Origin of the sequence: Methanobrevibacter sp. DSM 116169 (genome assembly GCF_046197865.1) — an archaeon.
In the GTDB taxonomy this organism is placed as follows: domain Archaea; phylum Methanobacteriota; class Methanobacteria; order Methanobacteriales; family Methanobacteriaceae; genus JAHKLT01.
The window spans coordinates 1116100-1140950 of the sequence record NZ_CP166990.1 but is presented as its reverse complement, the minus strand read 5'-3'; the positions used below and the strand labels follow the sequence as shown (position 1 = coordinate 1140950).

33 protein-coding genes are annotated in these 24851 nt (G+C 24.5%); 18 read left to right on the top strand and 15 right to left on the bottom strand.

Annotated elements, in window-relative coordinates:
* Positions 1-14: 14 nt before the first annotated feature.
* Entirely contained in the window at positions 15-1307 is a 1293-nt protein-coding gene (locus ACA134_RS05555; protein WP_409199434.1) for an O-acetylhomoserine aminocarboxypropyltransferase/cysteine synthase family protein, read from the bottom strand.
* Between the two features lie 152 nt (positions 1308-1459).
* Here ACA134_RS05555 and ACA134_RS05550 point away from each other — a divergent pair, with 152 nt between their 5' ends.
* The 3 genes from ACA134_RS05550 to ACA134_RS05540 are packed head-to-tail and all read left to right on the top strand — an operon-like array spanning position 1460 to position 2631.
* Entirely contained in the window at positions 1460-1993 is a 534-nt protein-coding gene (locus ACA134_RS05550; protein WP_409199433.1) for a nicotinamide-nucleotide adenylyltransferase, read from the top strand.
* A gap of 12 nt (positions 1994-2005) precedes the next feature.
* Positions 2006-2443, top strand: a complete 438-nt coding sequence (locus ACA134_RS05545) for a molybdenum cofactor biosynthesis protein MoaE (RefSeq protein ID WP_409199432.1) — start codon at positions 2006-2008, stop codon at positions 2441-2443.
* A gap of 2 nt (positions 2444-2445) precedes the next feature.
* Positions 2446-2631 (top strand): hypothetical protein, encoded by a 186-nt coding sequence (locus ACA134_RS05540; RefSeq protein ID WP_409199431.1) that lies wholly within the window; start codon positions 2446-2448, stop codon positions 2629-2631.
* 18 nt (positions 2632-2649) lie between these two features.
* Here the strand turns inward: ACA134_RS05540 and ACA134_RS05535 are convergent, their stop codons facing one another.
* The gene (locus ACA134_RS05535) at positions 2650-2964 is read right to left on the bottom strand and encodes a carboxymuconolactone decarboxylase family protein (protein WP_409199430.1); all 315 of its coding nucleotides are present in this window, start codon (positions 2962-2964) and stop codon (positions 2650-2652) included.
* Positions 2965-3097: 133 nt separating this feature from the next.
* Between ACA134_RS05535 and ACA134_RS05530 the strand changes: the two genes are divergently transcribed.
* The 4 genes from ACA134_RS05530 (at position 3098) to ACA134_RS05515 (ending at position 4977) form a co-directional block, all read left to right on the top strand.
* Positions 3098-3337, top strand: a complete 240-nt coding sequence (locus ACA134_RS05530; RefSeq protein WP_409199429.1) for a hypothetical protein — start codon at positions 3098-3100, stop codon at positions 3335-3337.
* Positions 3338-3341: 4 nt separating this feature from the next.
* On the top strand, positions 3342-3671 hold the full coding sequence (locus tag ACA134_RS05525; protein WP_409199428.1) for a DUF2085 domain-containing protein: 330 nt from the start codon (positions 3342-3344) through the stop codon (positions 3669-3671).
* A 63-nt stretch (positions 3672-3734) separates the two neighbouring features.
* Positions 3735-4721, top strand: coding sequence for a DNA primase catalytic subunit PriS (gene priS / locus ACA134_RS05520; protein WP_409199427.1), 987 nt, complete (start codon positions 3735-3737; stop codon positions 4719-4721).
* Positions 4714-4977, top strand: a complete 264-nt coding sequence (locus ACA134_RS05515; RefSeq protein WP_409199426.1) for a hypothetical protein — start codon at positions 4714-4716, stop codon at positions 4975-4977. The genes priS and ACA134_RS05515 overlap by 8 nt, the downstream gene beginning before the upstream one ends.
* Positions 4978-4980: 3 nt before the next feature.
* Here the strand turns inward: ACA134_RS05515 and cca are convergent, their stop codons facing one another.
* The 7 genes from cca to ACA134_RS05480 form a co-directional block, all read right to left on the bottom strand.
* Positions 4981-6360: a CCA tRNA nucleotidyltransferase gene (gene cca / locus ACA134_RS05510; protein WP_409199425.1), complete on the bottom strand. Its 1380-nt coding sequence runs from the start codon at positions 6358-6360 to the stop codon at positions 4981-4983.
* On the bottom strand, positions 6357-6923 hold the full coding sequence (gene thpR, locus ACA134_RS05505) for an RNA 2',3'-cyclic phosphodiesterase (RefSeq protein ID WP_409199424.1): 567 nt from the start codon (positions 6921-6923) through the stop codon (positions 6357-6359). Before thpR ends, cca begins: the two co-directional genes overlap by 4 nt.
* Before the next feature lie 9 nt (positions 6924-6932).
* Positions 6933-8063: a 3-dehydroquinate synthase II gene (locus tag ACA134_RS05500; RefSeq protein WP_409199423.1), complete on the bottom strand. Its 1131-nt coding sequence runs from the start codon at positions 8061-8063 to the stop codon at positions 6933-6935.
* A gap of 11 nt (positions 8064-8074) precedes the next feature.
* Positions 8075-8866, bottom strand: coding sequence for a 2-amino-3,7-dideoxy-D-threo-hept-6-ulosonate synthase (locus ACA134_RS05495; protein ID WP_409199422.1), 792 nt, complete (start codon positions 8864-8866; stop codon positions 8075-8077).
* A gap of 104 nt (positions 8867-8970) precedes the next feature.
* Positions 8971-9501: an SAM-dependent methyltransferase gene (locus tag ACA134_RS05490; protein ID WP_409199421.1), complete on the bottom strand. Its 531-nt coding sequence runs from the start codon at positions 9499-9501 to the stop codon at positions 8971-8973.
* Positions 9494-10357 carry a pantoate kinase gene (locus ACA134_RS05485; RefSeq protein WP_409199420.1) on the bottom strand — a complete coding sequence of 288 codons (864 nt, stop codon included), beginning with the start codon at positions 10355-10357 and terminating at the stop codon, positions 9494-9496. The genes ACA134_RS05490 and ACA134_RS05485 overlap by 8 nt, the downstream gene beginning before the upstream one ends.
* A gap of 6 nt (positions 10358-10363) precedes the next feature.
* Positions 10364-10747 carry a winged helix-turn-helix transcriptional regulator gene (locus tag ACA134_RS05480; protein WP_409199419.1) on the bottom strand — a complete coding sequence of 128 codons (384 nt, stop codon included), beginning with the start codon at positions 10745-10747 and terminating at the stop codon, positions 10364-10366.
* Positions 10748-10929: 182 nt separating this feature from the next.
* Here ACA134_RS05480 and ACA134_RS05475 point away from each other — a divergent pair, with 182 nt between their 5' ends.
* From ACA134_RS05475 to ACA134_RS05465, 3 genes are all read left to right on the top strand, one after another.
* Positions 10930-11331: a pyridoxamine 5'-phosphate oxidase family protein gene (locus tag ACA134_RS05475; RefSeq protein ID WP_409199418.1), complete on the top strand. Its 402-nt coding sequence runs from the start codon at positions 10930-10932 to the stop codon at positions 11329-11331.
* Positions 11332-12411: 1080 nt separating this feature from the next.
* A complete protein-coding gene (locus ACA134_RS05470; RefSeq protein ID WP_409199417.1) occupies positions 12412-13074 on the top strand; it encodes a histidinol phosphate phosphatase domain-containing protein in 663 nt (220 codons plus the stop codon).
* Positions 13071-13823, top strand: a complete 753-nt coding sequence (locus ACA134_RS05465) for a class I SAM-dependent methyltransferase (protein WP_409199416.1) — start codon at positions 13071-13073, stop codon at positions 13821-13823. The genes ACA134_RS05470 and ACA134_RS05465 overlap by 4 nt, the downstream gene beginning before the upstream one ends.
* Before the next feature lie 2 nt (positions 13824-13825).
* Here the strand turns inward: ACA134_RS05465 and ACA134_RS05460 are convergent, their stop codons facing one another.
* The 3 genes from ACA134_RS05460 to ACA134_RS05450 all read right to left on the bottom strand — a co-directional run bounded on the left by ACA134_RS05460 (position 13826) and on the right by ACA134_RS05450 (position 15189).
* Complete coding sequence (locus ACA134_RS05460; RefSeq protein WP_409199415.1) at positions 13826-14491, bottom strand: 2,5-diamino-6-(ribosylamino)-4(3H)-pyrimidinone 5'-phosphate reductase; 666 nt, start codon at positions 14489-14491, stop codon at positions 13826-13828.
* A 103-nt stretch (positions 14492-14594) separates the two neighbouring features.
* On the bottom strand, positions 14595-14840 hold the full coding sequence (locus ACA134_RS05455; RefSeq protein WP_409199414.1) for a hypothetical protein: 246 nt from the start codon (positions 14838-14840) through the stop codon (positions 14595-14597).
* 130 nt (positions 14841-14970) lie between these two features.
* On the bottom strand, positions 14971-15189 hold the full coding sequence (locus ACA134_RS05450) for a TRAM domain-containing protein (RefSeq protein WP_409199413.1): 219 nt from the start codon (positions 15187-15189) through the stop codon (positions 14971-14973).
* Positions 15190-15503: 314 nt separating this feature from the next.
* Between ACA134_RS05450 and ACA134_RS05445 the strand changes: the two genes are divergently transcribed.
* From ACA134_RS05445 to ACA134_RS05435, 3 genes are all read left to right on the top strand, one after another.
* Positions 15504-15890, top strand: coding sequence for a carboxymuconolactone decarboxylase family protein (locus ACA134_RS05445; RefSeq protein ID WP_409199412.1), 387 nt, complete (start codon positions 15504-15506; stop codon positions 15888-15890).
* 83 nt (positions 15891-15973) lie between these two features.
* The gene (locus tag ACA134_RS05440; RefSeq protein WP_409199411.1) at positions 15974-17107 is read left to right on the top strand and encodes an NAD(P)/FAD-dependent oxidoreductase; all 1134 of its coding nucleotides are present in this window, start codon (positions 15974-15976) and stop codon (positions 17105-17107) included.
* A gap of 1072 nt (positions 17108-18179) precedes the next feature.
* Positions 18180-18482 carry a nucleotidyltransferase domain-containing protein gene (locus tag ACA134_RS05435; RefSeq protein WP_409199410.1) on the top strand — a complete coding sequence of 101 codons (303 nt, stop codon included), beginning with the start codon at positions 18180-18182 and terminating at the stop codon, positions 18480-18482.
* Positions 18483-18529: 47 nt separating this feature from the next.
* Here ACA134_RS05435 and ACA134_RS05430 read toward each other — a convergent pair whose 3' ends face one another.
* Genes ACA134_RS05430 through mtxX form a run of 3 tightly spaced genes read right to left on the bottom strand, consistent with a single transcriptional unit; the run spans position 18530 to position 20798 of the window.
* A complete protein-coding gene (locus ACA134_RS05430; protein ID WP_409199409.1) occupies positions 18530-19291 on the bottom strand; it encodes a TatD family hydrolase in 762 nt (253 codons plus the stop codon).
* A 2-nt stretch (positions 19292-19293) separates the two neighbouring features.
* Positions 19294-20058 (bottom strand): polyprenyl diphosphate synthase, encoded by a 765-nt coding sequence (uppS, locus tag ACA134_RS05425; protein WP_409199408.1) that lies wholly within the window; start codon positions 20056-20058, stop codon positions 19294-19296.
* An 8-nt stretch (positions 20059-20066) separates the two neighbouring features.
* Positions 20067-20798 carry a methanogenesis marker protein Mmp4/MtxX gene (gene mtxX / locus ACA134_RS05420; RefSeq protein ID WP_409199407.1) on the bottom strand — a complete coding sequence of 244 codons (732 nt, stop codon included), beginning with the start codon at positions 20796-20798 and terminating at the stop codon, positions 20067-20069.
* Between the two features lie 310 nt (positions 20799-21108).
* On the opposite strand from mtxX, the gene ACA134_RS05415 reads away from it, so the two are divergent.
* The 5 genes from ACA134_RS05415 to ACA134_RS05395 all read left to right on the top strand — a co-directional run bounded on the left by ACA134_RS05415 (position 21109) and on the right by ACA134_RS05395 (position 24727).
* A complete protein-coding gene (locus ACA134_RS05415) occupies positions 21109-21435 on the top strand; it encodes a helix-turn-helix domain-containing protein (protein ID WP_409199406.1) in 327 nt (108 codons plus the stop codon).
* A 2-nt stretch (positions 21436-21437) separates the two neighbouring features.
* Positions 21438-22166 carry an ImmA/IrrE family metallo-endopeptidase gene (locus ACA134_RS05410; RefSeq protein ID WP_409199405.1) on the top strand — a complete coding sequence of 243 codons (729 nt, stop codon included), beginning with the start codon at positions 21438-21440 and terminating at the stop codon, positions 22164-22166.
* A gap of 1 nt (position 22167) precedes the next feature.
* Positions 22168-22692 carry a hypothetical protein gene (locus ACA134_RS05405; protein WP_409199404.1) on the top strand — a complete coding sequence of 175 codons (525 nt, stop codon included), beginning with the start codon at positions 22168-22170 and terminating at the stop codon, positions 22690-22692.
* Positions 22693-23049: 357 nt separating this feature from the next.
* Positions 23050-23337: a UPF0058 family protein gene (locus ACA134_RS05400; protein WP_409199403.1), complete on the top strand. Its 288-nt coding sequence runs from the start codon at positions 23050-23052 to the stop codon at positions 23335-23337.
* Positions 23338-23347: 10 nt separating this feature from the next.
* On the top strand, positions 23348-24727 hold the full coding sequence (locus tag ACA134_RS05395; protein WP_409201072.1) for a 2,3-diphosphoglycerate synthetase: 1380 nt from the start codon (positions 23348-23350) through the stop codon (positions 24725-24727).
* Positions 24728-24851: the final 124 nt, after the last annotated feature.

The window sequence follows — 24851 nt, the reverse complement described above, 5'->3', positions numbered from 1 at the left end:
GTTATTTAATATAACTAATTTTTCACAGCTTTTTTTAATGCTTTGTCTATATCTTCAATGATATCTTCGGCGTCTTCAATACCAACAGATACTCTAATGAAATCGGGGGTCACTCCAGATGCAATTTGTTCTTCTTCTGTTAATGTAGAATGAGTTGTACTTGCAGGATGTATAACTAAACTTTTTGAATCTGCAATATTAGCAAGATGAGATAACAATTCAACACTTTCAATGAATTTTTTACCTTCTTCAATTCCACCTTTAATTCCAAAACCAATAATTCCGCCATATTTTCCATTTAAATATTTTTTAGCTAATGTATGTGCTTCATTATCTTTTAAACCAGGATAATTAACCCAACTAACAGCTTCATGATTTTCAAGGAATTTAGCTACTTTTAAAGCATTTGCACAATGTTCGTTTACTCTTAAAGATAGTGTTTCAAGACTTTGTAAAAGCAAAAATGAATTGAAAGGACTAATAATTGAACCAATATCTCTCATAAGTTGGACTCTAGCTTTAACAATATAAGCAGAATCTCCAAAGCTATCCCTAAAGTTTAAACCATGATAAGAAGGATCAGGATTTGTAAAATCAGGAAACTTACCTCTTGTCCAATCAAACTTTCCAGAATCAATAATTACTCCACCTAATGCAGTACCATGACCAGATATATATTTAGTTGCTGAATGAACAATAATATCAGCACCATGTTCAATTGGCCTAACCATTGTAATAGCAGAAGTATTATCAACAATTAAAGGAATTTCATTATCATGGGCTATTTTAGAAAGCTTTTCAAAATCAGGAATGTCTAATTTTGGATTTCCTAAAGATTCACAAAAAATTGCTTTAGTTTTATCAGTTATAGCTTCTTCATATTCAGCTATATTTTGAGAATCAACAAATTTAACATTAATTCCAAACTTTTTAAATGTATATTTAAATAAATTAAATGTTCCTCCATAAAGATTATCAGCAGATACAATTTCATCACCAGAACTAGCTATATTTAAAATAGCTAATGTAATTGCAGATAAACCAGATGATTGAGCAAGTGCACCTATTCCTCCTTCAATAGCAGCCATTCTTTTTTCAAAAACATCTGTTGTAGGATTCATCATTCTAGTATAAATATTCCCTTCTTCTTTAAGTGCAAAAAGATTAGCAGCTTGTTCTGTACTTTCAAAAACATAAGAACTTGTCATATAAATAGGAACAGCTCTTGCACCAGTTGCAGGATCAGGATTTTCTTGACCAGCATGGACTTCAAGTGTTCTTTCTTTGTATTTTTTATTATTTTTCATTTTTAACCTCCAATTTTTTAATTTTCCTTATTTATTTTTATGATTTTCATAATATTTAATATTTTTATATTAATTTAATTATTCTATAATCTTAATTTATTCTAATTTTTAAGTAAAAATATTAAAATATAATAAAAGATATATTTATTTTTATGAAAAATAATAGGGGCTTTGTAATTGGAAGAATGCAACCAGTTCATAATGGTCATATTGAAGTTATTAAAAAAACTTTAGAAGAAGTTGATGAGATTGTTATTGGAATTGGAAGTGCACAACTCAGTCATACTTTAAAAGATCCATTTACTGCTGGTGAACGAGTTATGATGCTTACTAAAGCTTTAGCAGATAATGATATTAATTCTGAAAGGTATTATATTATTCCAATGGAAGATATTCAAATGAATGCTGTTTGGGTAGCTCATGTTAGGATGATGACTCCTCCTTTTTTAAAGGTTTTCAGTGGAAATTCTTTAGTTAGACAATTATTTGAAGAGGAAAATTTCAAAACATCTACTCCTCCTTTATTTAATAGGGAAGAATTATCTGGAACTGAAGTTCGACGTAGAATGTTAACAGATGAAAATTGGCAAGATCTTGTTCCTGAAGCTACTGCTGATATTATTTGTGAAGTTGATGGTTTAAAAAGACTTAAAAATCTTTCTAGAAAAGAAATTAGTGAATTATAGACAGGTTATATTATGGTTATTAGAATTATTGAAAAAGATGAAGATTATGTTAAAATAGCTGACTTGATTGAAGAGGCTAAAAAAAATAATAGGATTGATGAAGCTGGAGCTATTTTCACATTTGAAGGAATTGTTAGGGGAGAAGAAGATAATAATAAAATTAAGAAATTAACTTTAACTACTCCTGATATTGATAAAAGTTTAAAAGAGATTCATGAAATTGTAGAAAGTGTTAAAACTAAATTTGGTGTTTTTGATGTTTCTGTAATTCATTATGTTGGTGAATTTTATACAGGAGATAGTTTATTTTTAGTTTGTGTTTTAGGTAACCATAGGGGAGAAACATTAGATGCATTAACAGATGTTATTGAAAGAGTTAAATTTGATATTGACTTTAAAAAAGAAGAAATTTCTGATAATGAAACTAAAATAATAATGTCTGGAGGATAAAAATGGATTTTTACATTATAATGGGTATTCGATTACTTATTATATTTTTAATCGTTTATGCAGTAATTAAAAACTTAAAATTATTATTATTTATAGGATTAATATTATTAGCTTTATTGTTTTTACAAGATTATTATGGACTTGATTTAGCTCAACTAGCAAATCAAGTAATATATTCTACAAAATAAATTAAAAAAAGAAAAAAATTAGATAGTATTTAAAATTTTAACTGATTTATTAAAAGCAGGTGCACCTGATGTTAAAAGAACAATTTTTAATACATCTAAGATTTCTTGTTTTGTAATGCCCAATTCTTGCATAGCACTTTCCATTTGTTTTTTAGTAGATCTATCATCTGCTTTTGAAGCTTCAATTCCAATAGCTACTAATTTTTGGGTTTTATAATCTAAAGCTTTACCAGTGTATACTTGATTATTTAACTCAACATATGCTTCATAAAGCTCAGGGTCTTCATCTTTAATAAAATTAATACCTTTTCCATAAAAAACTTCATTTTTCATAATATCATCTCTATTATAATATTGTTTTTTGAGTGATAAATAGTTTTTGTTTTAAATTATTGTTAAATTTATTAAAAAAACTTTTTATAATTAAATTAACATAATTAATATTAAAAATAAAGGTTTTTATACAATGTGTGCAAATTATGATGATATATGTTTAACTTATGGATGTAATAATAAAACACATTTTGGACATACTTATTGTACTAGTTGTGAGTTAAAAAACCGTAAAAAAATAGCTGATGAGATTAAAAATGAACCTATAAAAGCACCTGAAATGGAAGTTTTACCTATACAAAAATTTTGTTGTGGAGGACTTGTAATTTTTTTTATTTTAGCTTTAATATTAGATTTTTTAAATATAATTTGATAATATGGATTACATGAAATTAATTTGTCATAGGATGCCTGAAAGAAGTTTTTTTATTGGTAAATATCAATTTCCAGTATGTAGCAGATGTACTGGATTTTATATAGGAGTAATAGCTTATTTAATATATTCAAACTTTAATATTATTAATTATTCTATTGGATTATTTATATTCGGATTGTTATTACTATTACCTGCTTATGTTGATGGTGTATCTCAATACAATGGATATAGAATGAGTAATAATTCATTAAGATTAATTACTGGTTTACTTGGTGGAGTAGGACTTGGAATTATAATAAAAAACATCACATATTTTATTTTAGGATTTTAGAATTTGTAAAAATTATTAAATATTTTGAAAAATATAATAGTATTGTATTTTAATCGTGTTTATATGTTAAGTAAAGCTAGTTTAAAAGAAAGACGACAGTATTATAGAGAAGAATGGTCTGTAGATGACTTACCTAAGTTTATTACTGAAGGGATTACTCAAAGAGAATTCGGTTTCGACCATTTGGGCCAAGGACCTAATGATAGGTATAAAGTTTTTAAAGGTTCAGATGCTTTAAAGAAATTTTTAAGACAAAGAAGTCCTTTTGCAGCTTATATTTCAGTTGCCTTTTATAATAATCCTCGTAGAAGAGGAGATTGGCAAAAAGCAGAATATATTTTTGATGTTGATGCAAAAGATATTCCAATTAGATCTTGTAATTGTGAAGGTGTATGTGAGACTTGTTTAGGTGAAGCATTAGAAATTGTTAATAGCTTAATTGATACATTATCTGAAAATTTATCATTAAAAAATCTCCATCTAGTATATTCTGGTAGAGGGTATCATATAAGAATTTTAGATGAAGACATGATGTTATCTGGCAGTGATTTAAGAGGAGAAGTACTAAAATATGTTGCAGGAGCTGAAGTTCCAAAAACTCAATATTCTAATTTAGATTCAACAAATAAAGCATATAATTTTGAACACTTTACTATTCCAGTTGGATATCATAAAATATTTACATCTAAAGTTAAATATAATATTTTACATTTAACTGGTGAAGAATCTTTTGATGGAATCAATCCAAAGTTAATGAAAGATATCCTTAAATATAGAGATTATTTAAATGATAATGAGTGGGGTTTATTTAAAAGTAAAATAGGCCCAATTAGATATAAAAATTTAATTGAAGCTATGGCTCAAATTAATTTAGCAACAATTGATGCGAAAGTTTCAATAGATTTAAAAAGAATTTTAAGATTACCTTCATCACTTCATTCTAAAGTTAGCATGAAATGTATGGAAGTTAAAAATAGAGAAAATTTTGATCCTTTTAAAGAGGCTGTTCCTAAATTTGTTTGGGAGCGTAAGGAGGGCTTAGATGAATAATAATATTAAAGAAGCTTTAAGTAATAGTGAATTTTTTGAAGAAGCAGAAAATAATGTATTTATTCCAAAATATTTAGGAATTATTTTAAATGGTGTAGTAATTTTTAATATTAATTGGATTGTTGTAAATGATGAAGAAAAAGAATTATTTTTAGTTAGTGAATCTAATGATGATCATCCAATAGCTTCAATAACTTATGAAAACCTAGAATCACTTTTAATTGTAACTGAAGATGATATTAAAAAAATAATTTAAATTTCATCTTCTTTGATATTGACCTGGATTTAAAAAATCATCTAAAAAGATTAAAAAATCTTTATTTTCATTAAATTCATCCATATTATCAATTAATAAAGAAATATTATAAGTTTCAAGTAATGAATCTTTAAGATTTTTACCAATTTTTATTTTATGAGAATGTTCATTAGTTAAAATATGATTAATATAACTTTCACATGTTTTAAATTCTCTTTCAGTGTTTTTAACTAGAAAATCATTTAAGGTATAACAGTTTTCTCTTCCATGAATTTTTTGAAAGTTTAAACATGCTTTTTTTGCAAATATTTTAGGCCCATAATGAACTTTAATATTACTAAGTTTAAAAACCTCCATTTCTAAGATGAAAATAGCTATATTTTCCTCATCACTCCAATAATCACTTTTAAAAACTTTAAATTCATTATCTTCAAGTTTTTCACATATGGATTCTAAAGTTTTTTTAAGTTGAGGATGTAGAGCATCATGAACTATTTCAGGTATTTTAAAACTAATAATATAGCTAGTGTTTCCTCTATCATTAAATTGATTTTTTAATTTATTTATTGAAAGAGTTTTATCTAAGTTATAAAAATATTTTAGTTTAATATCATCTGAACTTTCAAGATAGTTTCTAGCACTGTTTATAAATTCACTATATGTATCAAGTCTTAAAGATGCAGCAACATTTCTATTTTTATCAGTAGGGTCAATTACAATTAAAGGATCATTAAATTGTTTTGAAGTTCCATAACCTTCTAAGTCAATAGATGTTCCATACTTCCAATTGGTAGCTGAAAGTAAAAGATTTTCAAAAGTTTGATATTTTAAAATTAATAGCTCACATAAATAACCTGCAAAACCGCCTACTTTATTTTCAGATCCATAAGTTTTAGTTTCACTCATAAATCTTTTAAGAAGTAAAATCTCATCTTTATTAATTTTATTAGTTTTAATATAATTTGTATGTAAGATTGTTCTATCTACTGCAGATTTAATGTTATCTCCTTTATCTATTTTATAACAAGGGACAAAATCAACTTTAAATCCATCAATTTCACTAATAAGATATGGGTGAGATGCATAATTTTTATAAGAATTTCCATTAAACTTATCACTTGCCTTATATCCAAGTAACAATCCTTTCTCTTCTAAATAATCCATAGATACATCTAATGGAAAAGAAATGAAAATATCAATATCAGATTTTCCAGATAAAAATGTTTCTTTTGCAACTGAACCAACTAAAAAAGCTTCTGCATTAATACCTTCTTTTTTTGCAGAATCATTTAAAAAATCAATAAGTTCATTAGCTATTTTAAGGCACTTATTAATCTCTTCTTTTTTAGGTTTAATTTCTTTTAAAATATTATCGTATTTCATTTAGTCACATCAAATACTTTTAAATCTTCATAAATTGGTCCATTAGGTGTTAATGTACTCTTTTTTAAATGAATTTTACTTACTTTCATCTTTCCAATAGTAATATTTTTATTATTTTCTAATGTTTTTTTAATTAAATCTCTATTTTTAGAACCTTTTACTCTTGCAATAGTTAAATGACTTTTATAATCTCTTTCTTTTTTAAAACCTAATTTAAAAAACTCATTATCTAAGTCTTTTTGAAGATTAGTTAATATATCATTATTTTTAAAACCAATCCAAAGTACTTTTATATGATTATTATTGGGAAAAGCACCAGTAGATTTTAACTCTAAATCAAAAGAATTATAGCTATTTAATGTATTTTGAATTAATGAACTAATCTTATCAGCACAATTTAAATCAATATCACCAAAAAACTTTAATGTTAGATGAAAATTATTAGGATTTACAAATTTAATATTTGAATCAAATTTCTTAAATTCATTTTGAACTTTGATAATATCTTCTTTTAAAGTGTTATCAAGCTCTATAGCTAAAAAACTTCTAATTTTAGATGTCATTTAAATCAGTTATTGTTCTATAATGTTTTCTTCAATACTCATTCCAAAATGTCTTGCTTGATCATCAATAAAAACTTTAACTTTATCTCCTTTTTTTAAAGAAGATACTGAAACAGCATTATTTTTAGAATCTACTAATCTTATTGTTTCAGCATTTTGAAGTAATGTTTTAATTTTAAAACCATCATATTCAGCTTCAATTAAAATTAAAGGTCTTTTTTCAATTTTGCTACGGCCTACAATGGATTTACGAGTTTCACCAGATGAGTTTACTATTAAAACTTCATCTCCAGTTTTAAGTTCTGATAAATACCTTGTTTTATTACCTGGAACCATTACATAAGCTTGAACAGGTCCTGCATTAACTCTAAAAGGGCGAGATGCAACATATTCGCTTTCTAAAGATTCACTATGAACAAAAAATAAAGCTTTTGAATAGCTACCAATTAACATTCCTTCACCAGGTTCCATAATAGAAGCAGTATCAATGCAAACTCTATCTCCTGATGATAATGATTTAATATTTGTTATAGTAGCTTCTTTTAAAGCATATTTTTCATTTGATGCAGAATCAACAAGTTCAGAAATTTCTTTTATTTGATTAATATCATTAGGCTCAAAAATTACACCATCAGTTCCAACTTCTAGTGTTTCAATAGCTACTTGTGCTTCATCTGCATCTTTAACTGCAGCTATTATTTTAACATCTTCTTTTTGAAGATCTGCAATAATATTCTCAAGAGGAATTACAGTCCAATCAGTTCCAACAAGTATTATATAATCTACTACTTTGCCAATTGTAACAGCTAATTGTTCATGAGCTTTATCAGTAATTTTAATAAATGCACAAACAGTTTTTCCATTTGATTTTGCATCTTTTGCAATAGTTAAATCTTTTGATTTTTTTAATGATTCATTTAAAGGAAATGTTCCATCACCTTCTCCACCTATTCCTACTAAAAAAATATCAGAAGATTCATCATTAGATAAAACATTCATATTTCCTATTTTATGAATATTATCTAAATCTTCTAAATCTAAGACAGCATCTATGCCAGATTCTAAAGATGCAGTAATTAAATCTTTTTTATCATCCCAATTTTTATTAGGACTCATAATCCATGCAAATTTATTTTTCAAAAAAATTACCTCTATTTTAAGATTTTTAAAGCTTCATCAATTTCCATATCGTGATGAACAACTTCAGAAATAGCTTTTGTAATTTTACCTGGATTTTTAGCTTGGAAAAGATTACGTCCAAATGCTACACCAGCACCACCAACTTCTAAAGAATCTTTAACCATATTTAAAAGATCTTCATCAGTATCTACTTTTGGCCCACCAGCTATTACAACAGGAACTAATGCTCCTTCAACAACTTCTTTAAATGAATCAGGATCCCCAGTATAATTAGTTTTAACTATATCTACACCAAGTTCTGAACCTACTCTTGCAGCATGTTTAACCATTTCAACATCATGTTCATTTTCAACTTTTTGGCCTCTAGGATACATCATAGCAAGTAGTGGAATTCCCCAATAACTACAAGTTTCAGCTACTTCACCAAGTTCTTCTAACATATCGCTTTCAGTTTCAGAACCAATATTAGTATGTATTGAAACAGCATCTGCTCCTAATTGAATTGCTTTTTCTACACTTGTAACTAAAACTTTATTATTTGGATCAGGACTAAGTGATGTACTAGCAGATAAATGGATAATAAGACCAATATCTTTACCATAGCCTCTGTGACCTTGTTCTACAATACCTTTATGCATTAAAACAGCATCTGCTCCACCTTGAGATATGCTTTCAATAGTTTTATCCATGTCGATTATACCTTTAATAGGCCCAATTGAAACTCCATGATCCATAGGTGCGATAACAGTTCTTTTAGTATCTCTGTTAATGATTCTTTCTAATCGAATCTTTTTTCCTATCATTTTATCACCTAATTTTATACAAAAAATAAATTCATTTATGAATTAACATAAATATCTATGTTTTTTTAAATATAAAAAGTTTTAAAATGTTATATGAAAAATAGCTATTCTAACTTAGAAGTCCATAAATTAAATTCTTTAATTTGAGGTGGAATACCTTGATCTTCATATGATTCTAAATAGCCTGATTCACTTATAAAATTTTCTTCTATTTTTGAAGAATTTATAAACTCTACTAAACCTCTGTTTCTAATTAATGTTGTTTTAGGTTTTAGTGTGGAAGACCAAATATAATAAACTTTAAAAACAGTATCAGGATGATAACCACCACCTAAATCAATTAAAAGTAAATCACATTTACTAACTTTTTTATAAACTTCTTCTAAAGTTTCATGAAGTCTAACATCTGCTTTAATAAATTCCAAATTATTAAAATTATTTTTTAATTTATTTATTTCATTAAAGGATTCTGGACTTTTATCAATAGCTATTAATTTACCATTTTTTAATTTTTTAGTAATAATTTCAGTTGTCTTACCTACATGACAACCAATTTCAATAACTGTATCATCTGGATTTATTGATTCAATTAATTGGTTTCTATAAACTTCAATATCATATGAAACTTTAATCAATTTTTATACCTTCTTTATTAATTTGATATGTAGTAAAACCTTCTAGATTATCTAAAATATCTTTATTTTTTGAAAATGTAAAAATAGTATTTCCAAGCATGGCCATAGAAGAACCTAAAATATCTTTATGAGAATTTAACTCATTAGATAAATCTAAAATTTCTGAACTTATTAAATTTGTATCTTTTGAAAACTTTAAAGAATAATTTAAGAAATTTTCTAAGTTTGGATTTAAATTAAATTCATTTAATAGCTTTTTTCCTATTTCATTAATTTTATTTTTATAATAATCATTGGAAATAACTTCATTAGTATTTATAGAGCTGAATGTCTTACAAGCTACAAATAACTCATCTTTAAATGGAATTTCTATAAGTTGTCCATAACCTGGTGCACCTGGTGTGATACGTTGAATAATTCCTTTAGACATTTCAGCTATTACATCACCTAAACCAGAACCTAAATTAATTTCAGCTAAATGTGCAATTTGACCAGATTTAGTTAAATCATGACTTAAATTTAAAAGTTCTGATGTTCCAATAGCTACTCCAAGAGCAGATGCAGCAGATGTTCCAAAACCAGATCCAATAGGAACTTCAATTTTTTGATTAATTTCTAATCCTGAATCAATTTCTAATAATCTCAATGTTTCTTTTATGATTGTTTCATTGAATTTATCTTCCTGTCCATTAATTTTTATAGAAACTTCATCACTAGAACTTTCTTTAAATTCTGTTATTACTCCTTTATTAAGTAAAAAACCAATACCTAATGAACCTTTTTTTAATGGATTTGAATCTTCTTTAATATTAAAAATTCCAGTTATATGAGATGGAACATAAACAGTTGTTTTCATAACTAATCAGTTAATATCTAATGTATTTTTAAAGAGTTTTTCAACATTTGCTTTGTGTTTATCATCTTTAAAATCATCACATTTTTCAAGTGTAAACATAGCTAATTCATAAATAACCTTATTTAATGCTAATCCTTTTTCTGTTAATGAATATTCTGTATAGTTACCATTTTCTAAAATAGTTTTATTAATTAATTCCTTATTTTCTAAATCTTTTAGACAATTTGATAAAACTTTATTACTTAAATTAGGCTTATCTTCTTTAAACTCTTTAAAATGTTTTTTGCCAAAAAATAAATCTTTAATTATTTGAATATGCCATTTTTTATTTAATAAATCCATAGCTCTATCTACTGGACATTTACTTGCAAAATCATTTTTATTATTCATAATAATCTTTTATTGGTTACTTAATGGTTACTAGTTACCAAACAGTTACAAAATCTATTTAAATATTATAAAACACATTTTAGAACATGGTTTGATAACTTTAAACCTTATACCTTATCTATATTTTTATTAAAATATAACTTTTTAGGTATTTTTAAAATAATTTAAAAGAGGTAAAAAATATGAATGATGTAATAAATTTCTTAAAAGAAAATCCAATTCAATACTTAGCAACACTTGGATTAGATAATAATCCAAAAGTTAGGCCTGTACAATTTATGTGTGAAGATGAGGGTAAATTATACTTTTGTACAAGTAATGAAAAAATTATGTATAAAGAACTCATTAAAACTAATGATTTAGAGCTAACATCAGCTAGTCCAGAATTTGTATGGATAAGAATTTCAGGAAAAGCTAATTTTACTAATAATTTAAAAATTAAAGAAAAAGTAATTAATAGTAGTGAATTAGTTAAAGGTCTTTATGAAAAAGCTGATAATCCAGTATTTGAAGTTTATTCTATTGAAGGAAAAGCTACTATAGCTGATTTTTCTGGAAATCCACCGAAAGAATATAAAATTTAATTATATTAAGAAAAATTATAAAATTAAAAAATTTGTGTTGCAAGATTTATAAAAGCTAATAATAAATCTATGCAACTAAAATACTACAAATTTTGCCGAATGAAAATTTGAAGAATCTCCCACATTTCAATTATAACATATGATTTAATAATATATAAAATTTTTCTTTTATTTTAACTAAATAATATTATTTTACTTAATTTTTCATAAATAAAGACAATATGATATTAAAATTAAAAAATAAATATATTAATAGAATATTTCCTTAAAAAGATATTATTGTATTCATTATGAAACTTATAATATTAGTTATAAAATACCAATAAATACTAATTTGTAAAATTAATTATGTTTTTTTTAAATAAAAAAAAATTCTGTTGCAAGATTTATAAATAATATATAAACTATTGCAACAGAATACTACAAATTTTGTTGAATGAAAATTTGAAATAAATACCACGTCTAATTTAAAATATGATTTAATATTATATAAAATTTTTCTTTTATATCTTATAAATATTATTTTATGATGTAATTTTTCTTGTTTGACTTTAATTTTCTCTGTTTGGAACTTTTTAGGGTAAGATCTTCTTTAACATATGAGAAAATAATAATGGTATAACATACTCAAAATGTCCAAAAAAACTCTATTTAACTATATTTAAGATTATATTAAATAATATAATCCAATAAGAATATAATAAATTCCTATTATGATATAGGTTAAACCCATATTCTCACCTCCTTTTAAAAAGATGAAAGACGTGGTATAGTCTTTCATATCAGTCAACTTATGTTATAATTATATTATTTTTTTAATTTTTGAATATGAAAGAAGATTAAATACTCTGTATTATAATTAATATTCATTAAATTTAAATATTTCTCATAAATAAAGCCAATATAATATTAAAATTAAAAAATAAATCTATTAATGGAATGTTTTAGTAAAATAAGATTATTGTACTTACTATATAATTTATAAAATTACAAGAGAATATCTTATTATTCTTAAAATACTTAATATTTAATAAGATAAAAAACAGATTTTTAAATAACTATATTATAAGGAGATTAATTTTGGAGAAAAAAAGAATTGATTTACATATGCATAGTATTTTTAGTGATGGAGAGCTACTTCCTTCAGAACTTGCAAGAAGAGCTATTGTATTAAATCATGAAGCAATAGCTATTACAGATCATATTGATTATTCTAATGTTGAAGATATAGCAGATATTCAAGAAGCTATTGATGATGTAAATAAAAATTGGGATATTCAAGTAATATTGGGTGCAGAAATTACACATGTTCCAACTGAATCAATTGATCCTTTAGCAAAAAAAGCAAAAGAATTAGGTGCAAAAATAGTTGTTGTTCATGGTGAAACATTAAATGAACCAGTTTTGGAAGGAACAAATCTTGCAGCTGTTAAATCTGAACATGTTGATGTTTTAGCTCATCCTGGTCTTATAACACATGATGAAGCTAAAATAGCTAAAGAAAATGGAATCTACTTGGAAATTAGTGGTAGAAAAGGTCATTGTTTAGCTAATGGTCATGTAGCTAAAATAGCTAAAGAGTTAGATTGTAATTTACTTATTAATTCTGATTCACATGCTCCTGGAGATTTAATGGATTTTGATAAAGCTTATAAAGTTGGTATTGGTGCAGGTTTAACTAATGAGGAAACTTTAAAAGCATTAACTCAAAACCCTAAAGATTTAATTAAAAGATCTTTATGAACTCTTTAGAAGATAGTATTTCTAATTCTTTAGACAGTCAAAATTCAGATATTCTCCCTTTTATTTCTTATTTATTACAAGATTTTTGGCAAATAGGAACTCCTTTTGATGATATTTATAAATTAATTAAAAATAATATTAAAGATCCATCAAACATTAAAGTTTTAGATTTAGGATGTGGAAAAGGCGCAATATCAATTCAACTTGCTCAAAAATTTAATTGTAAGTGTCATGGAATTGATGGTTTAGAAGATTTTATTGAATTTTCTAAAATGAAATCTAAAAAACTAAAAGTAGATCATTTAACAACATTTACAACTGGGGATATTAGAGAAGAAATTAAAAAATTACCAAAATTTGATTTAATTATCTTAGGAGCTACAGGGCCTATTTTTGAAAATTATTTAATAGCTATTTCTAAACTATCTTCAATTTTAAATGAAAATGGTTTTATAATTATTTCGGATGCTTATAGTAATGATAATTTTAAATATATAAGTAAAAATGAATTATTTAATCAGGTAAATAAAGCTGATTTTAAAGTTATTGATGAAATAATGGATAATAATGAAATTTTTATAGAAGATTTTAATAAAGAATATGCATTAATTGAAAAACGTTCTTTAGAATTAATTAATAAATATCCAGATAAAAAAGATCTTTTTATAGATTTTTTAAATGGTCAAAAAGAAGAATATGATGATTTAAAAGATTTAACAGGAATAACTTTTATAATAGCTAGAAATTGAGATTATTTAAGAACTTTATAATGTAATATTAGATCTTCATCTAAATTATAAGAGTCAGTTAATTCTAATTTAACTGCATCTTCCATATCTTTTATACCTTCACCACCAAAAAGACTAATGGCATTTACACCACCTACAACCATTGGAGCTATACAGATTCTAATCTCATCAATTAATCCTTCTTTTATCATTGAAAAATTTAATGTAGAACCGCCTTCTAGCATAATTGTTTTAATTCCTTTCTCATATAAATAATGCATTAAATCTTTTAGATCAACTTGTTTTTCTCCATTAAAGTAAAATTCTGCCATATTTTTAAGCATTTCCCATCTATCTGTTAAAATTAGGTCATCTTTATAATTATTAGCTATAGCTATTATGGTATTTGCATCTGGCTTTAATACTTTTGAAGCTAGTGGAGTTCTTCCTTTACTATCTACAATGATTCTTAAAGGATTATCTTCTTTTGTTGATTCAATTTTATGTGCTGTTAAACGAGGATTATCTTGAATTACAGTATTAATTCCAACCATTATTCCATCAACTTCTTTTCTAAGTTCATGAACTCTAATTAAGTCTTTTTGATTAGATATTTTGGAACTTCCTGTTTCAGTAGCTATTTTTCCATCTAATGTCATAGCTGCATTAAGTATTACATATGGTTTCATTTTATCACTTATTATTATATTATTATCTTAAAATATTAGTAATTTATTATGTGAAAAGTGAAATTTAAAAAAAGGGTTTTGATAAAATTAATTATCAGTTTTTTCAACAATATAAAGATTCAAATAATTCATTACTATTTAAAATATATTCTGGTTTAATAGTAATAATATCTTTATTAAGTATTTTTGTTTTATTAGAATCAACGATTATATTGCTTTCTTTGTTATTAAAGTGTATTTTATCGTCTTTTTGAATTAAATATTCGTTTTTATTAGTTGTTATTTTTAGTTGTGTGTCTTTTGATTTATTGAATTTTTTAACGTATTCTTTTGTAATTTTGTTTATCATGTAAAAAAAGTTTTTTTTAACTATTAAATGTATATTCTAGACATTAATAGTGTAGTTATTGTAAGTTAAAAATAAGAAATAGAATGTATTTTAGCTAAATTAATAGCTAAAAATATTTTAATTTTAAATATTATTCTACAACTTCGCCAAAAGCAAAGTTTCTGCGTGTAGTGTTGATTTTTACAGTCACTTCTTGACCTTCTTCAACACCAGGAATGAATATAACAAAGCCTTCGACTTTAGCTATTCCATCGCCAGAATTACCTTTACCTTCAATTTTAACATCGTATTCGCTTCCTACTTCAACAGGGCAGGAAGAACTATTATCATTGTAATTATCTTCAAACATATTATTTGTTCCTTTAATAATAATCTAAAATAAGATTATTTTTCTTAGTAATGCATAATGAATAATTTTTAATAAAAATTTAAGAATTAAAAAAGTTATAATGAAAAAAAATATTTACTACAAAATAAATTAATAATTTAAATAAATAATTGAATCATAAGTAATCTTTAATTTATGCACTATCTATTATTTTATTGTTTAATTTATATAAAGGTTTTGTTTTATTGTAATTTTTAATTAATTTTTTTGGGTAATTGTTTAATATCTATATTATTTTTATATTCTAAAATCTTAATATAATATTAAGTGATAAAATGGAAGATAGATTTAAAAAAGGTATGGATCTTTTAAAAAATATTAATGAAGAAAATATTGAAAATCTTTTTGAAAGCTTAGAAGATATTGCTCCAGATCTTGGAAGATTTGTAGTTGAATATCCTTATTCTGAAATTTATACAAGGGAAACTGTTGATTTAAAAACTAGAGAACTATGTACAATAGCTGCTCTTACAACTTTAGGATTTCCTCAAGGACAATTAAAAAGTCATATTGAAGCTGCTTTAAATGTTGGTGTAAAGGCAGAGGAAATTGTTGAGATTATTATGCAAATGTCTGCTTATGCTGGTTTTCCTGCAGCTATTAATGCAATGGGAACTGCTAAAGAAATTTTTAAAGAAAAAGGATTACTTCCTTTAAAATAATTTAATTTTTTTATATAATTTAATTTAGACATACCTAAACTTTTTTTAAAGAAGAAAAACATAATTTATAATTAGTAGATATTATGATAGAAACTGATGTTTTAATAATTGGTGGAGGCCCAGCAGGCCTTGAAGCAGGTAAAACAATCGCCTTAGAAAATTTAAATGTAGTAATATTAAATAAAAACTTTAAAAATAAACAAACTCAACTAGTTTATAAATCTGGATTAGAGGATTTAGATCTTTTTGTTGGAAATTCTTTATTAAATGAAGTTCAAGAATTAGCTATGGTCTCACCAAATAAAAATAAAGTAACATTATCGAATGATAATATCAATTCAAGTGAAAAAGGATATTTAATCGATTCAGAAAAATTTATTCAAAAATTAAAAAAAGAAACTATTGATTTAGGTTGTGAAATTAAAAATGAAACTAAAGCAGTATCTTTAGAGAAAACTAAAGAAGGTTATAAAGTTAAATGTCAAAGTAATGATACTGATTATGAAATTAATTGTAAAATTTTAATTATAGCTGATGGGTATCCTTCAAATGTATCAAAAGCATTTAATATAAAATCACCTTCAAAATATGCAAATATTTGCCAATGTTTAGTTAATGGAATTGATATGGATAAAATTGAGTTTCACTTTGGTTCTATTTCTCCAAATGGGTATATTTGGATTTATCCACTTAAAGATTCTAAAGTAGAAGTAGGTATTTCTATTGAAGGAGATGGACATAAAAAATATTTGCTTAAGTTTATTAATAGCTATTTTAATTTAAATTTAAAAGATATTGATGTTGTTGAAGCTAAAGTTCCAATTAGTGGAGTAATTAATAATCCTATAAGGGATAATATTTTAGTTTGTGGAGATGCAGCAGGTCAATATAATCCTTTTATTGGTGGAGGAATTATATCTTCAATTAAAGGAGCTAGATATACAGGTAAAGTTGCTGCTGGTGCAATAAAAAATAATGATTGTTCTAGAGATTTTTTAAAAAGATATAGAAAATTAGTTATGGATGATTTTGGTGAAGACTTTAATAAACTTGTAAAAGTTAGAAATTATGCCTTCTCATTAAATGATAAAGAAATTGATTCAATAGCTATTAGTTTTGAAGGTGTATCTTTTTATAATATGAATTTATTGGATGTTTTAAAAAGATTAGTTAGTATTTCACCAAAAGCTATTTTAAAATTAGGTAAATTATTATAATGGTTTTATTTTTTTGAATACTAAATCTATTTACTATTTTCATTAAATATTCTTCTTTTTTCTAATAACATCTTCTTAAATCAATATTGAGACGATATAAAACTGAATGATTTATTTAATACTAAATTAAACTAATTATATGTATTTTTAATGAGTATATTTCACTAATTTAAAAAATAATAAACTCTTTAAATATGGATATTGGTAATCATTTAAAACATTATTTTTCATGATTTGTTTCATATAGTTTACTAATATTACTAAGTAAAGGGGGTGATAATATGTATGATTACATAATATTATTCGCCCAAATGCTCTTATTATTTGGAGCATTACTTAAAATATTCGGTTAATTTATTGGAGATAAGCTTTTTTATTATTTTTCGAGCTTAAATATATGAAAAAATACATTCTCCATTAAACATTACTAGTTGATATAAGATGATTTTAGATTTGAATAATTTTATATATTATAAAAAACATAATTTTTAAATAGACTATGTGTAAACATTGTCCAATTTAAAGAGAAAAAAACCATTTTATGGTTTATTGGTATAGCTATTCTTTAACTGAATAGCTTTCCAATTTTTAAAACTTATTTTAATTTTTTCATAATTCATTATTATTAATAATTATGCTTTTTCATTAAATGATAAAGAAATTGATTCGATAGCTATTAGTTTTGAAGGTGTATCTTTTTATAATATGAATTTATTGGATGTTTTAAAAAGATTAGTTAATATTTCACCTAAAGCTATTTTAAAATTAGGTAAATTATTATAATGGTTTTATTTTGAAAACAATTTTACAATATTGCTTCAACAAGCTTTTTATATTATTAAATTATAGTTTCAATTGGTTAGTTTTAAAAATTACAAAAACTAATCTTAAAAAAGCATGTGATAAGAATATAATTATTCATATCACCTTCTTGTAGCAATTAGTATATTGTTCATGTGAATAAATGAAAAAACCATTTTGTGGTTTATTGGTATAGCTATTCTTAAATTGAATAGCTTTCCAATTTTTAAAACATATTTAATAATAAAAATAATATAATAAATGTGTTAATATGGATAGAAAAAAGTTAGCTATTGAGTTTGCAAAATCTTTAAATTATCCAGAAATTAAAAAAATTATACTATTTGGATCTGTTGCTCGTGGTGATGATACTAAAGATTCTGATATAGATATTCTTATTTTAACTACTGATGAAGATAAAATTGAAGATGATGTTTTTGAGATTGTTTTTAAACTATTAATAGAAAAAGATGAATATATTTCTCCTAAGATTATTTCTATAGAGCATTATGATGAATATAAAGATAGTTCATTTTATGATACAGTAAATAAAGAAGGGATTGTAATTGGATGATTATAAAATTTATTTAATAGATTATTTAAAACATTTAACCTTAAAACTTATTTTATATTAAAAACTTTCTTAGCATTACTTGTAGTTACTTTATCAACTTCACTAAAATTAATGCCTTGAATTTCAGAAATCTTTTCACCAGCTTTTATAACATTTGCTGGTTCATTTCTCTCATCACGAGTCATAGCTAAATAAGGACTATCTGTTTCTGTTAGGATATTTTCAAGTGGAATTTCACTAGCTAATTGTTGATGATGAGTTGAATAACAAATCATTGTAGAAAATGATATAAAATAATCTTCATCTAAAATCTTACAAGCTGTCTTTAAACTACCACTATAACAATGAAATATAACATTAGGAATACCATCATATTCTTTAACAATATTATATGCTTTCTTTTCACAATCTCGTGCATGTATAAGTAGAGGAACTTCGTACTCATCAGCTATTTTAACAAAAGATGTGAAAATTTCATTTTGTTTTGCTCTTAATGATTTATCTTTTGTATAAAAATAATCCATTCCTACTTCTCCAATAGCTACAATATTTTCAATGTTTTCAATTAAGTGTTTTTGAGCATTTATTAAATCATCAGCTGATTTATCTTGGGATGTTACAGGATGATAGCCAAAACTAGGATACAGGAATCCTTCATATTTTTTAGATAATTCTAAAACATTTTTATTTCCATCTAAACTTGTTCCAGAATTTATAATTGCATCTAAATTATCTTTAGCTCTTTTTATAACCTCTTCTCTATCTTCATTAAATGCATCAAAATCAACATGACAATGAGTATCAATCATATTTAAACTCCAAATCTTCTCTCACGTTCTTGATATGATCTTATAGCTCTTAGAAAATCAACTTTTCTAAGTTCTGGCCATAAACTATCACAGAAATATAGTTCAGAGTAAGATGATTGCCAAAGTAGGAATCCACTTAAACGTTCTTCTCCACTTGTTCTTATAATTAGGTTAGGATCATCAATTCCCTTTGTATAAAGATTTTTACTTACCATATCTTCATCTATATCATCAATAGCTATTTTATTTTCTTTAACATTTTCTGCAATCTTTTTAATAGCTTCAACAATTTCTAATCTTCCATCATAACCAATAGCTATATTTAAAAACCTTTCATTGTAATCTTCTGTTGCCCTTTCAGCTTCTTTAATAGCTTCACGAACATCATCTGGCATGAGTTCAAGTTTTCCAACAGCTTTAACTCGAACTTTATTTTTATGGATTCTTTCATTACTTACAATCTTTTTAAAGCTTTCAACAAATAGTCTCATTAGTCCATCAACTTCTTTTTGAGATCTTTTGAAATTTTCTGTTGAGAAGGCATAAGCTGTAATGATTTCAATACCTAAATCAATACTCCAATCTAAAACCTTTTCTAGAGTATCAACACCTAATTCATGGCCTTTACTGACATCCATATTTTTTTGGACTTTAGAATACCTTCTATTACCATCCATAATGAGGGCAATGTGTTTTGGCATATTTTCTTTAGTTAAATCCTTTGAAATATACCATTCATAAAGTCTGTAAATGAAATTTTCTGACATTTTATCAATTATTTATTTTTGTTTAATCTATCTATTAAAATATTATGTCCTAAATTTATTGATCTTAAGTAGCCATCAACTGATTGAGAACGACTAGTATCAATATAAATTTTATCTAATCCAAAAGTTATAGCACCACAACTTGGCCAAGAATCTATTAAAACCAATGTTCTAAATAAATAATTACCTATTATTCCATTTGGAGTTATTATGATGTTGTTTTTCTCTTTTATTGCATCTTCAATTAAAATATAATAATTTTTAATATCTACTTTTAAATTATCATTAATGATGTTGTAAAGTTCTTCACTTTCTTTAAGGGATTTATCTATATCTTTGCATCTTCCATAGTCATCTTTTCGACCATTTGATAGGATAGCTATTTTAGGAGTTTTACCTAAATCATTTAAAAATTTTATGGAGTTTTTTACTATTTCAAACTTTTCACCTATTGAATTACCTTCATCTATTCCAACAGGACTTAGTAAAAACTCATTAGATTCACTTTTAATATATGTAGCTCTTGAAATGTTTGGATTTTTAGATTTAAGTGTTTTAAGTATATTATATGAGTTTAAAGAACCTCTAATAACAATATCTGTGTTTTTATCATAAATACTATTTATAAGTTCATTTTCGTCATGAATAGCTATTATTTTACAATCATTATCTTTTTTAAAGATATCTATAGCTTTTAATATATTTTTATTTTCTCCAACACCAATAGCAATTGTAATCATTAAAATTATTTATTAAATTTCATGATATATGTATTTTGAAATTTTAATTTGGTTTTGAATATTTATTCAATAATCTTGTTCTATTAAAATATTCTTTTTAAAGATATTATTTAGTTAATATCTGTCAAATTATTTGAAAATAATAAATTAATACATAAATAACTAATTGATTTAAAATTATAAAAAATTATATCATAATTAATTTTTGGTTTTTACTAATTGACATAATTTTTAAGAAAAATTTATATAGTATTTATGCCAAAGTATTATTATAAACATTTAGTGGTATATTTATAAAAAGGGTGAAAAAATGAGTAAAATAGGAGAGAAGTTAAAAAAATTAAGAGAAGATAATAATTATACTCAACAACAAATTGCTAATTATCTAAAAGTAGATCAAGGACAAATTTCTAAGATAGAAAATGAAGAAAGATCTTTAAATTTAGATTTATTAGATAAAATATCTATGTTGTATGATTGCTCTCATGAATATATTTTAGATGAATCTAATGATTATTCTCCTAATAAATTTGCTTTTAGATTAAATAATAATAATCCTAATTTAGAAGCAGTTTCTAAAATGAATCAAATAATTAACAATTTAAAATTTCTAAGAAAGTTAGATAATGAGGAATAATTATGAAATCTCAATTAGAAACAGATAGATTAGCTGAAGATTTAAGAAGAACTTGGGGTATTGATCCTTATTCTCCAATAAATATTTTTTCTATTATTACAGATAAGATGGATAATTTGACTATTATTTTTATGCCTTTAGATGATGAAATTAGTGGTTGTTGTGGTAAAGAAGATATTGATTATTTAATTTTAATTAATTCCTCACATTCTAAAGGTAGGCAAAATTTTACTTTAGCTCATGAATTATATCATTTATTATATGAAGATAATGATGAATGGTTAATTTGTAGTGATGATGAATATGATGATAGTGAAAAAGAAGCAGATAATTTTGCATCTTCTTTATTAATGCCCAATGGAGCATTAAATGATTATATAAATCGAAATAAAATTGAAAATTGGACAGTAAGTTATGTTATTAATTGTGAACAATACTATCAAATAAGTCATATTTCAATGTTATGTAGATTAAGAAAAGAGAAATTAATTAGTTATGATGATTTTATTAAATTTAAACCAGATGTAAAAAATAATTCTTGTGCACTAGGTTTTAGTACAGATTTATATGAGTCTTCACCAGAAGAAAGGAAATATTATTCTTTAGGAAAATATATTCCTTTAATTGAAAAAGTTTTTATAGAAGATAAAATTTCTATTGGTAAAAAAGAAGAATTATTGCTACAAGGATACAGATCAGATATTGTATATAATTTAGATGAGGATGATTAATTTGGATAAAAATAAGCCAATTTTTTATGATACTGATTGTTTATCTTGTTTTTTAATTATTGGTGAAACTTTTATATTGGAATCTTTATTTTCTAAAATTATCTTACCTATTCAATCTTATAGAGAAATTTCTAATGATAGTAGTCCATATATAATTAAAAAAAATTTAGAGTTTTTGGAAAAGAAAGGATTCATTGAAATTAGAAATATTAGTTCTGAAAGTGAAGAATATAAAAGATATATTTTATTTACTGAGGGTAGATGGGGTAGGAAGAAAATTGGAGAAGGTGAAGCATCGGCAATTTCACTTGCTATTGAAAATAATGGAATTGTTGCAAGTAATAACCTTAAAGATGTTAAATCGTATGCTGATGAATATAATTTCCCTATTTTAACTACTGCTATTATTTTATCAAAAGCTGTTGATAAGAGGATTATTAGTGAAAATAAAGCTAATGATATGTGGGAAAAAATGTTGAAAAGAAATAGAAGATTGCAAACAGCTCATTTTCAGATTATTATTTAAACCAGTATCAAAAAGATTTGAGTGATTTTTTTAATATTTGATTTACATTGATAATTAAACTTAACTTGATTTTTATTAAAATTAGTTTTAATTAATTCATTATTTTTTTAATAAAATAAAAAATTTATAATAAAACAAAAAAATTTTATAAAAAATTTATTTTGGATAAAATTAAGTTCAAAATGTTCGAAATAGTTAGTGTTTGTTTAAACATTTAAATTTAAATTTAAATTTAATAAAAAATATTATTCAATCAGATTTAAATATAAGATTTTAGATAAGAATTAAATAATACGAAATTTAGTAAAGATTTTTATAAAACACAATTTTAGTTAATTATTAAAGAGAAAGATATCTATGTATAAGGATGAAATGATACAAGTCCACCAATTTTTGGTATATATGTTAAAGTACTTAATTGATGATGAAGAAATTGAAAAAAACTGCAAAGATTATATATCTCTTAAAATAAATCCTCACCACATACATAGAACGAAAGCAGAACACAAAAAAGCTATTTTTGTTTTATGTAAAACTATTTCTGAAGTTGTTGCAAATAAAGATCCTGGATCAATTCCACCTAATGTTTCTAATACATTAGATGATTTGATTAAAAGAACTGAAAAAGAAATTAATTATGCTTAAAATATAGGTTATTTTTATGTCAACTAAAACATTATGTTTAATTGATGGAGAACATTATATTCCTGTAACTAAAAATGCTATTGATACATTAAATTCACTTGAACACATTGATGTTGTAGCAGCTGTTTTTATTGGTGGAACTGAAAAATTAAGAGAAGATAATGAAGATTACTACTCTGAATTACTTGGAATACCAGTATTTTTTGGACCATTAAAAAATGAAGTTCCATATGAAATTATTCAAACTATTGCAAAAGATTTTAAAGTAGACAGAGTCATGGATTTAAGTGATGAACCAGTTCTTGATTATTCTAAAAGATTTAAAATTGCATGTAATGTAATAGCAGATGATATAATATATGAAGGGCCTGATTTTAAATTTGAACCTGTATCTCAATATGATATACCTTTAAAACCTTCAATTAAAATTTTAGGAACAGGTAAAAGAATAGGAAAAACAGCAGTTTCTGGATTTGTATCTAGATTACTTGATAAAAATAACTATGATCCTTGTGTTGTAGCTATGGGTAGAGGTGGACCTGAAGAACCAGAAATAGTTAGAGGAGATGAACTTAAAATCACACCAGAATTTCTCTTAGAACAATCAAATAAAGGAATTCATGCAGCTAGTGATCATTGGGAAGATGCACTTATGAGTAGAATCTTAACAATAGGTTGTAGACGTTGTGGTGGAGGAATGGCAGGTGAAGTCTTTTTAACTAATATGAAAAAAGGTGCTGAAATTGCAAATGAAGTAGATAGTAAATTTATCATCTTTGAAGGTAGTGGTGCAGCTATTCCACCTATTAAAACCAATAAAAATATTGTACTTATAGGTGCAAACCAACCATTAAATAATATTAAAGATTATTTCGGTCCTTATAGAATTGCAATGGGAGACCTTGTAATTATTACAATGTGTGAAGAACCAATTGCAAATAAAGAAAAAATTGATTACATTGTAAAATTAGTACACGAAATTAATCCTAATGCTAAGGTAATAGCCACTGTTTTTAGACCAAAACCATTAGGAGATATTAAAGATAAAAAAGTATTATTTGCTACAACTGCACCAGATGAAATAAAAGAAGTCTTATCATTTTATTTAGAATCTGAATATGGATGTAAAGTTATTGCAACAACATCTCATTTATCAGATAGGCCTTTACTTAAGAAGGACTTAAATGAATATATTGATGATGTTGATATTGTTTTAACAGAGCTTAAAGCAGCTGCAGTTGATGTAGTTACAAAAGAATCTATTGAAATGGGTCTTGATGTAGTTTATTGTGATAATATACCAATTGTTTGTGATTTTACTTTCCCTGATTTAGAAAATGCAGTTTTAGAACTTGTTGATAAAACTATTGAAGACTTTGATAATAGTTAATTTTTTTTAATTTAAATCATTGTTTTGATTTTTAATTATTGTTTTACTATTGTATATTTGTTATTTAATAAAACATAGCATTTTATATAGGGAAATACTTATATTTGATTTTTAGGAGGAATTA

Coding starts and splice junctions, on each gene's coding strand:
- ACA134_RS05555 (WP_409199434.1), bottom strand. CDS start 1,307: ATGAAAAATAATAAAAAATACAAAGAAAGAACACTTGAAGTCCATGCT.
- ACA134_RS05550 (WP_409199433.1), top strand. CDS start 1,460: ATGAAAAATAATAGGGGCTTTGTAATTGGAAGAATGCAACCAGTTCAT.
- ACA134_RS05545 (WP_409199432.1), top strand. CDS start 2,006: ATGGTTATTAGAATTATTGAAAAAGATGAAGATTATGTTAAAATAGCT.
- ACA134_RS05540 (WP_409199431.1), top strand. CDS start 2,446: ATGGATTTTTACATTATAATGGGTATTCGATTACTTATTATATTTTTA.
- ACA134_RS05535 (WP_409199430.1), bottom strand. CDS start 2,964: ATGAAAAATGAAGTTTTTTATGGAAAAGGTATTAATTTTATTAAAGAT.
- ACA134_RS05530 (WP_409199429.1), top strand. CDS start 3,098: ATGTGTGCAAATTATGATGATATATGTTTAACTTATGGATGTAATAAT.
- ACA134_RS05525 (WP_409199428.1), top strand. CDS start 3,342: ATGGATTACATGAAATTAATTTGTCATAGGATGCCTGAAAGAAGTTTT.
- priS (WP_409199427.1), top strand. CDS start 3,735: ATGTTAAGTAAAGCTAGTTTAAAAGAAAGACGACAGTATTATAGAGAA.
- ACA134_RS05515 (WP_409199426.1), top strand. CDS start 4,714: ATGAATAATAATATTAAAGAAGCTTTAAGTAATAGTGAATTTTTTGAA.
- cca (WP_409199425.1), bottom strand. CDS start 6,360: ATGAAATACGATAATATTTTAAAAGAAATTAAACCTAAAAAAGAAGAG.
- thpR (WP_409199424.1), bottom strand. CDS start 6,923: ATGACATCTAAAATTAGAAGTTTTTTAGCTATAGAGCTTGATAACACT.
- ACA134_RS05495 (WP_409199422.1), bottom strand. CDS start 8,866: ATGATAGGAAAAAAGATTCGATTAGAAAGAATCATTAACAGAGATACT.
- ACA134_RS05485 (WP_409199420.1), bottom strand. CDS start 10,357: ATGAAAACAACTGTTTATGTTCCATCTCATATAACTGGAATTTTTAAT.
- ACA134_RS05480 (WP_409199419.1), bottom strand. CDS start 10,747: ATGAATAATAAAAATGATTTTGCAAGTAAATGTCCAGTAGATAGAGCT.
- ACA134_RS05475 (WP_409199418.1), top strand. CDS start 10,930: ATGAATGATGTAATAAATTTCTTAAAAGAAAATCCAATTCAATACTTA.
- ACA134_RS05465 (WP_409199416.1), top strand. CDS start 13,071: ATGAACTCTTTAGAAGATAGTATTTCTAATTCTTTAGACAGTCAAAAT.
- ACA134_RS05460 (WP_409199415.1), bottom strand. CDS start 14,491: ATGAAACCATATGTAATACTTAATGCAGCTATGACATTAGATGGAAAA.
- ACA134_RS05455 (WP_409199414.1), bottom strand. CDS start 14,840: ATGATAAACAAAATTACAAAAGAATACGTTAAAAAATTCAATAAATCA.
- ACA134_RS05450 (WP_409199413.1), bottom strand. CDS start 15,189: ATGTTTGAAGATAATTACAATGATAATAGTTCTTCCTGCCCTGTTGAA.
- ACA134_RS05445 (WP_409199412.1), top strand. CDS start 15,504: ATGGAAGATAGATTTAAAAAAGGTATGGATCTTTTAAAAAATATTAAT.
- ACA134_RS05440 (WP_409199411.1), top strand. CDS start 15,974: ATGATAGAAACTGATGTTTTAATAATTGGTGGAGGCCCAGCAGGCCTT.
- ACA134_RS05435 (WP_409199410.1), top strand. CDS start 18,180: ATGGATAGAAAAAAGTTAGCTATTGAGTTTGCAAAATCTTTAAATTAT.
- ACA134_RS05430 (WP_409199409.1), bottom strand. CDS start 19,291: ATGATTGATACTCATTGTCATGTTGATTTTGATGCATTTAATGAAGAT.
- uppS (WP_409199408.1), bottom strand. CDS start 20,058: ATGTCAGAAAATTTCATTTACAGACTTTATGAATGGTATATTTCAAAG.
- mtxX (WP_409199407.1), bottom strand. CDS start 20,798: ATGATTACAATTGCTATTGGTGTTGGAGAAAATAAAAATATATTAAAA.
- ACA134_RS05415 (WP_409199406.1), top strand. CDS start 21,109: ATGAGTAAAATAGGAGAGAAGTTAAAAAAATTAAGAGAAGATAATAAT.
- ACA134_RS05410 (WP_409199405.1), top strand. CDS start 21,438: ATGAAATCTCAATTAGAAACAGATAGATTAGCTGAAGATTTAAGAAGA.
- ACA134_RS05400 (WP_409199403.1), top strand. CDS start 23,050: ATGTATAAGGATGAAATGATACAAGTCCACCAATTTTTGGTATATATG.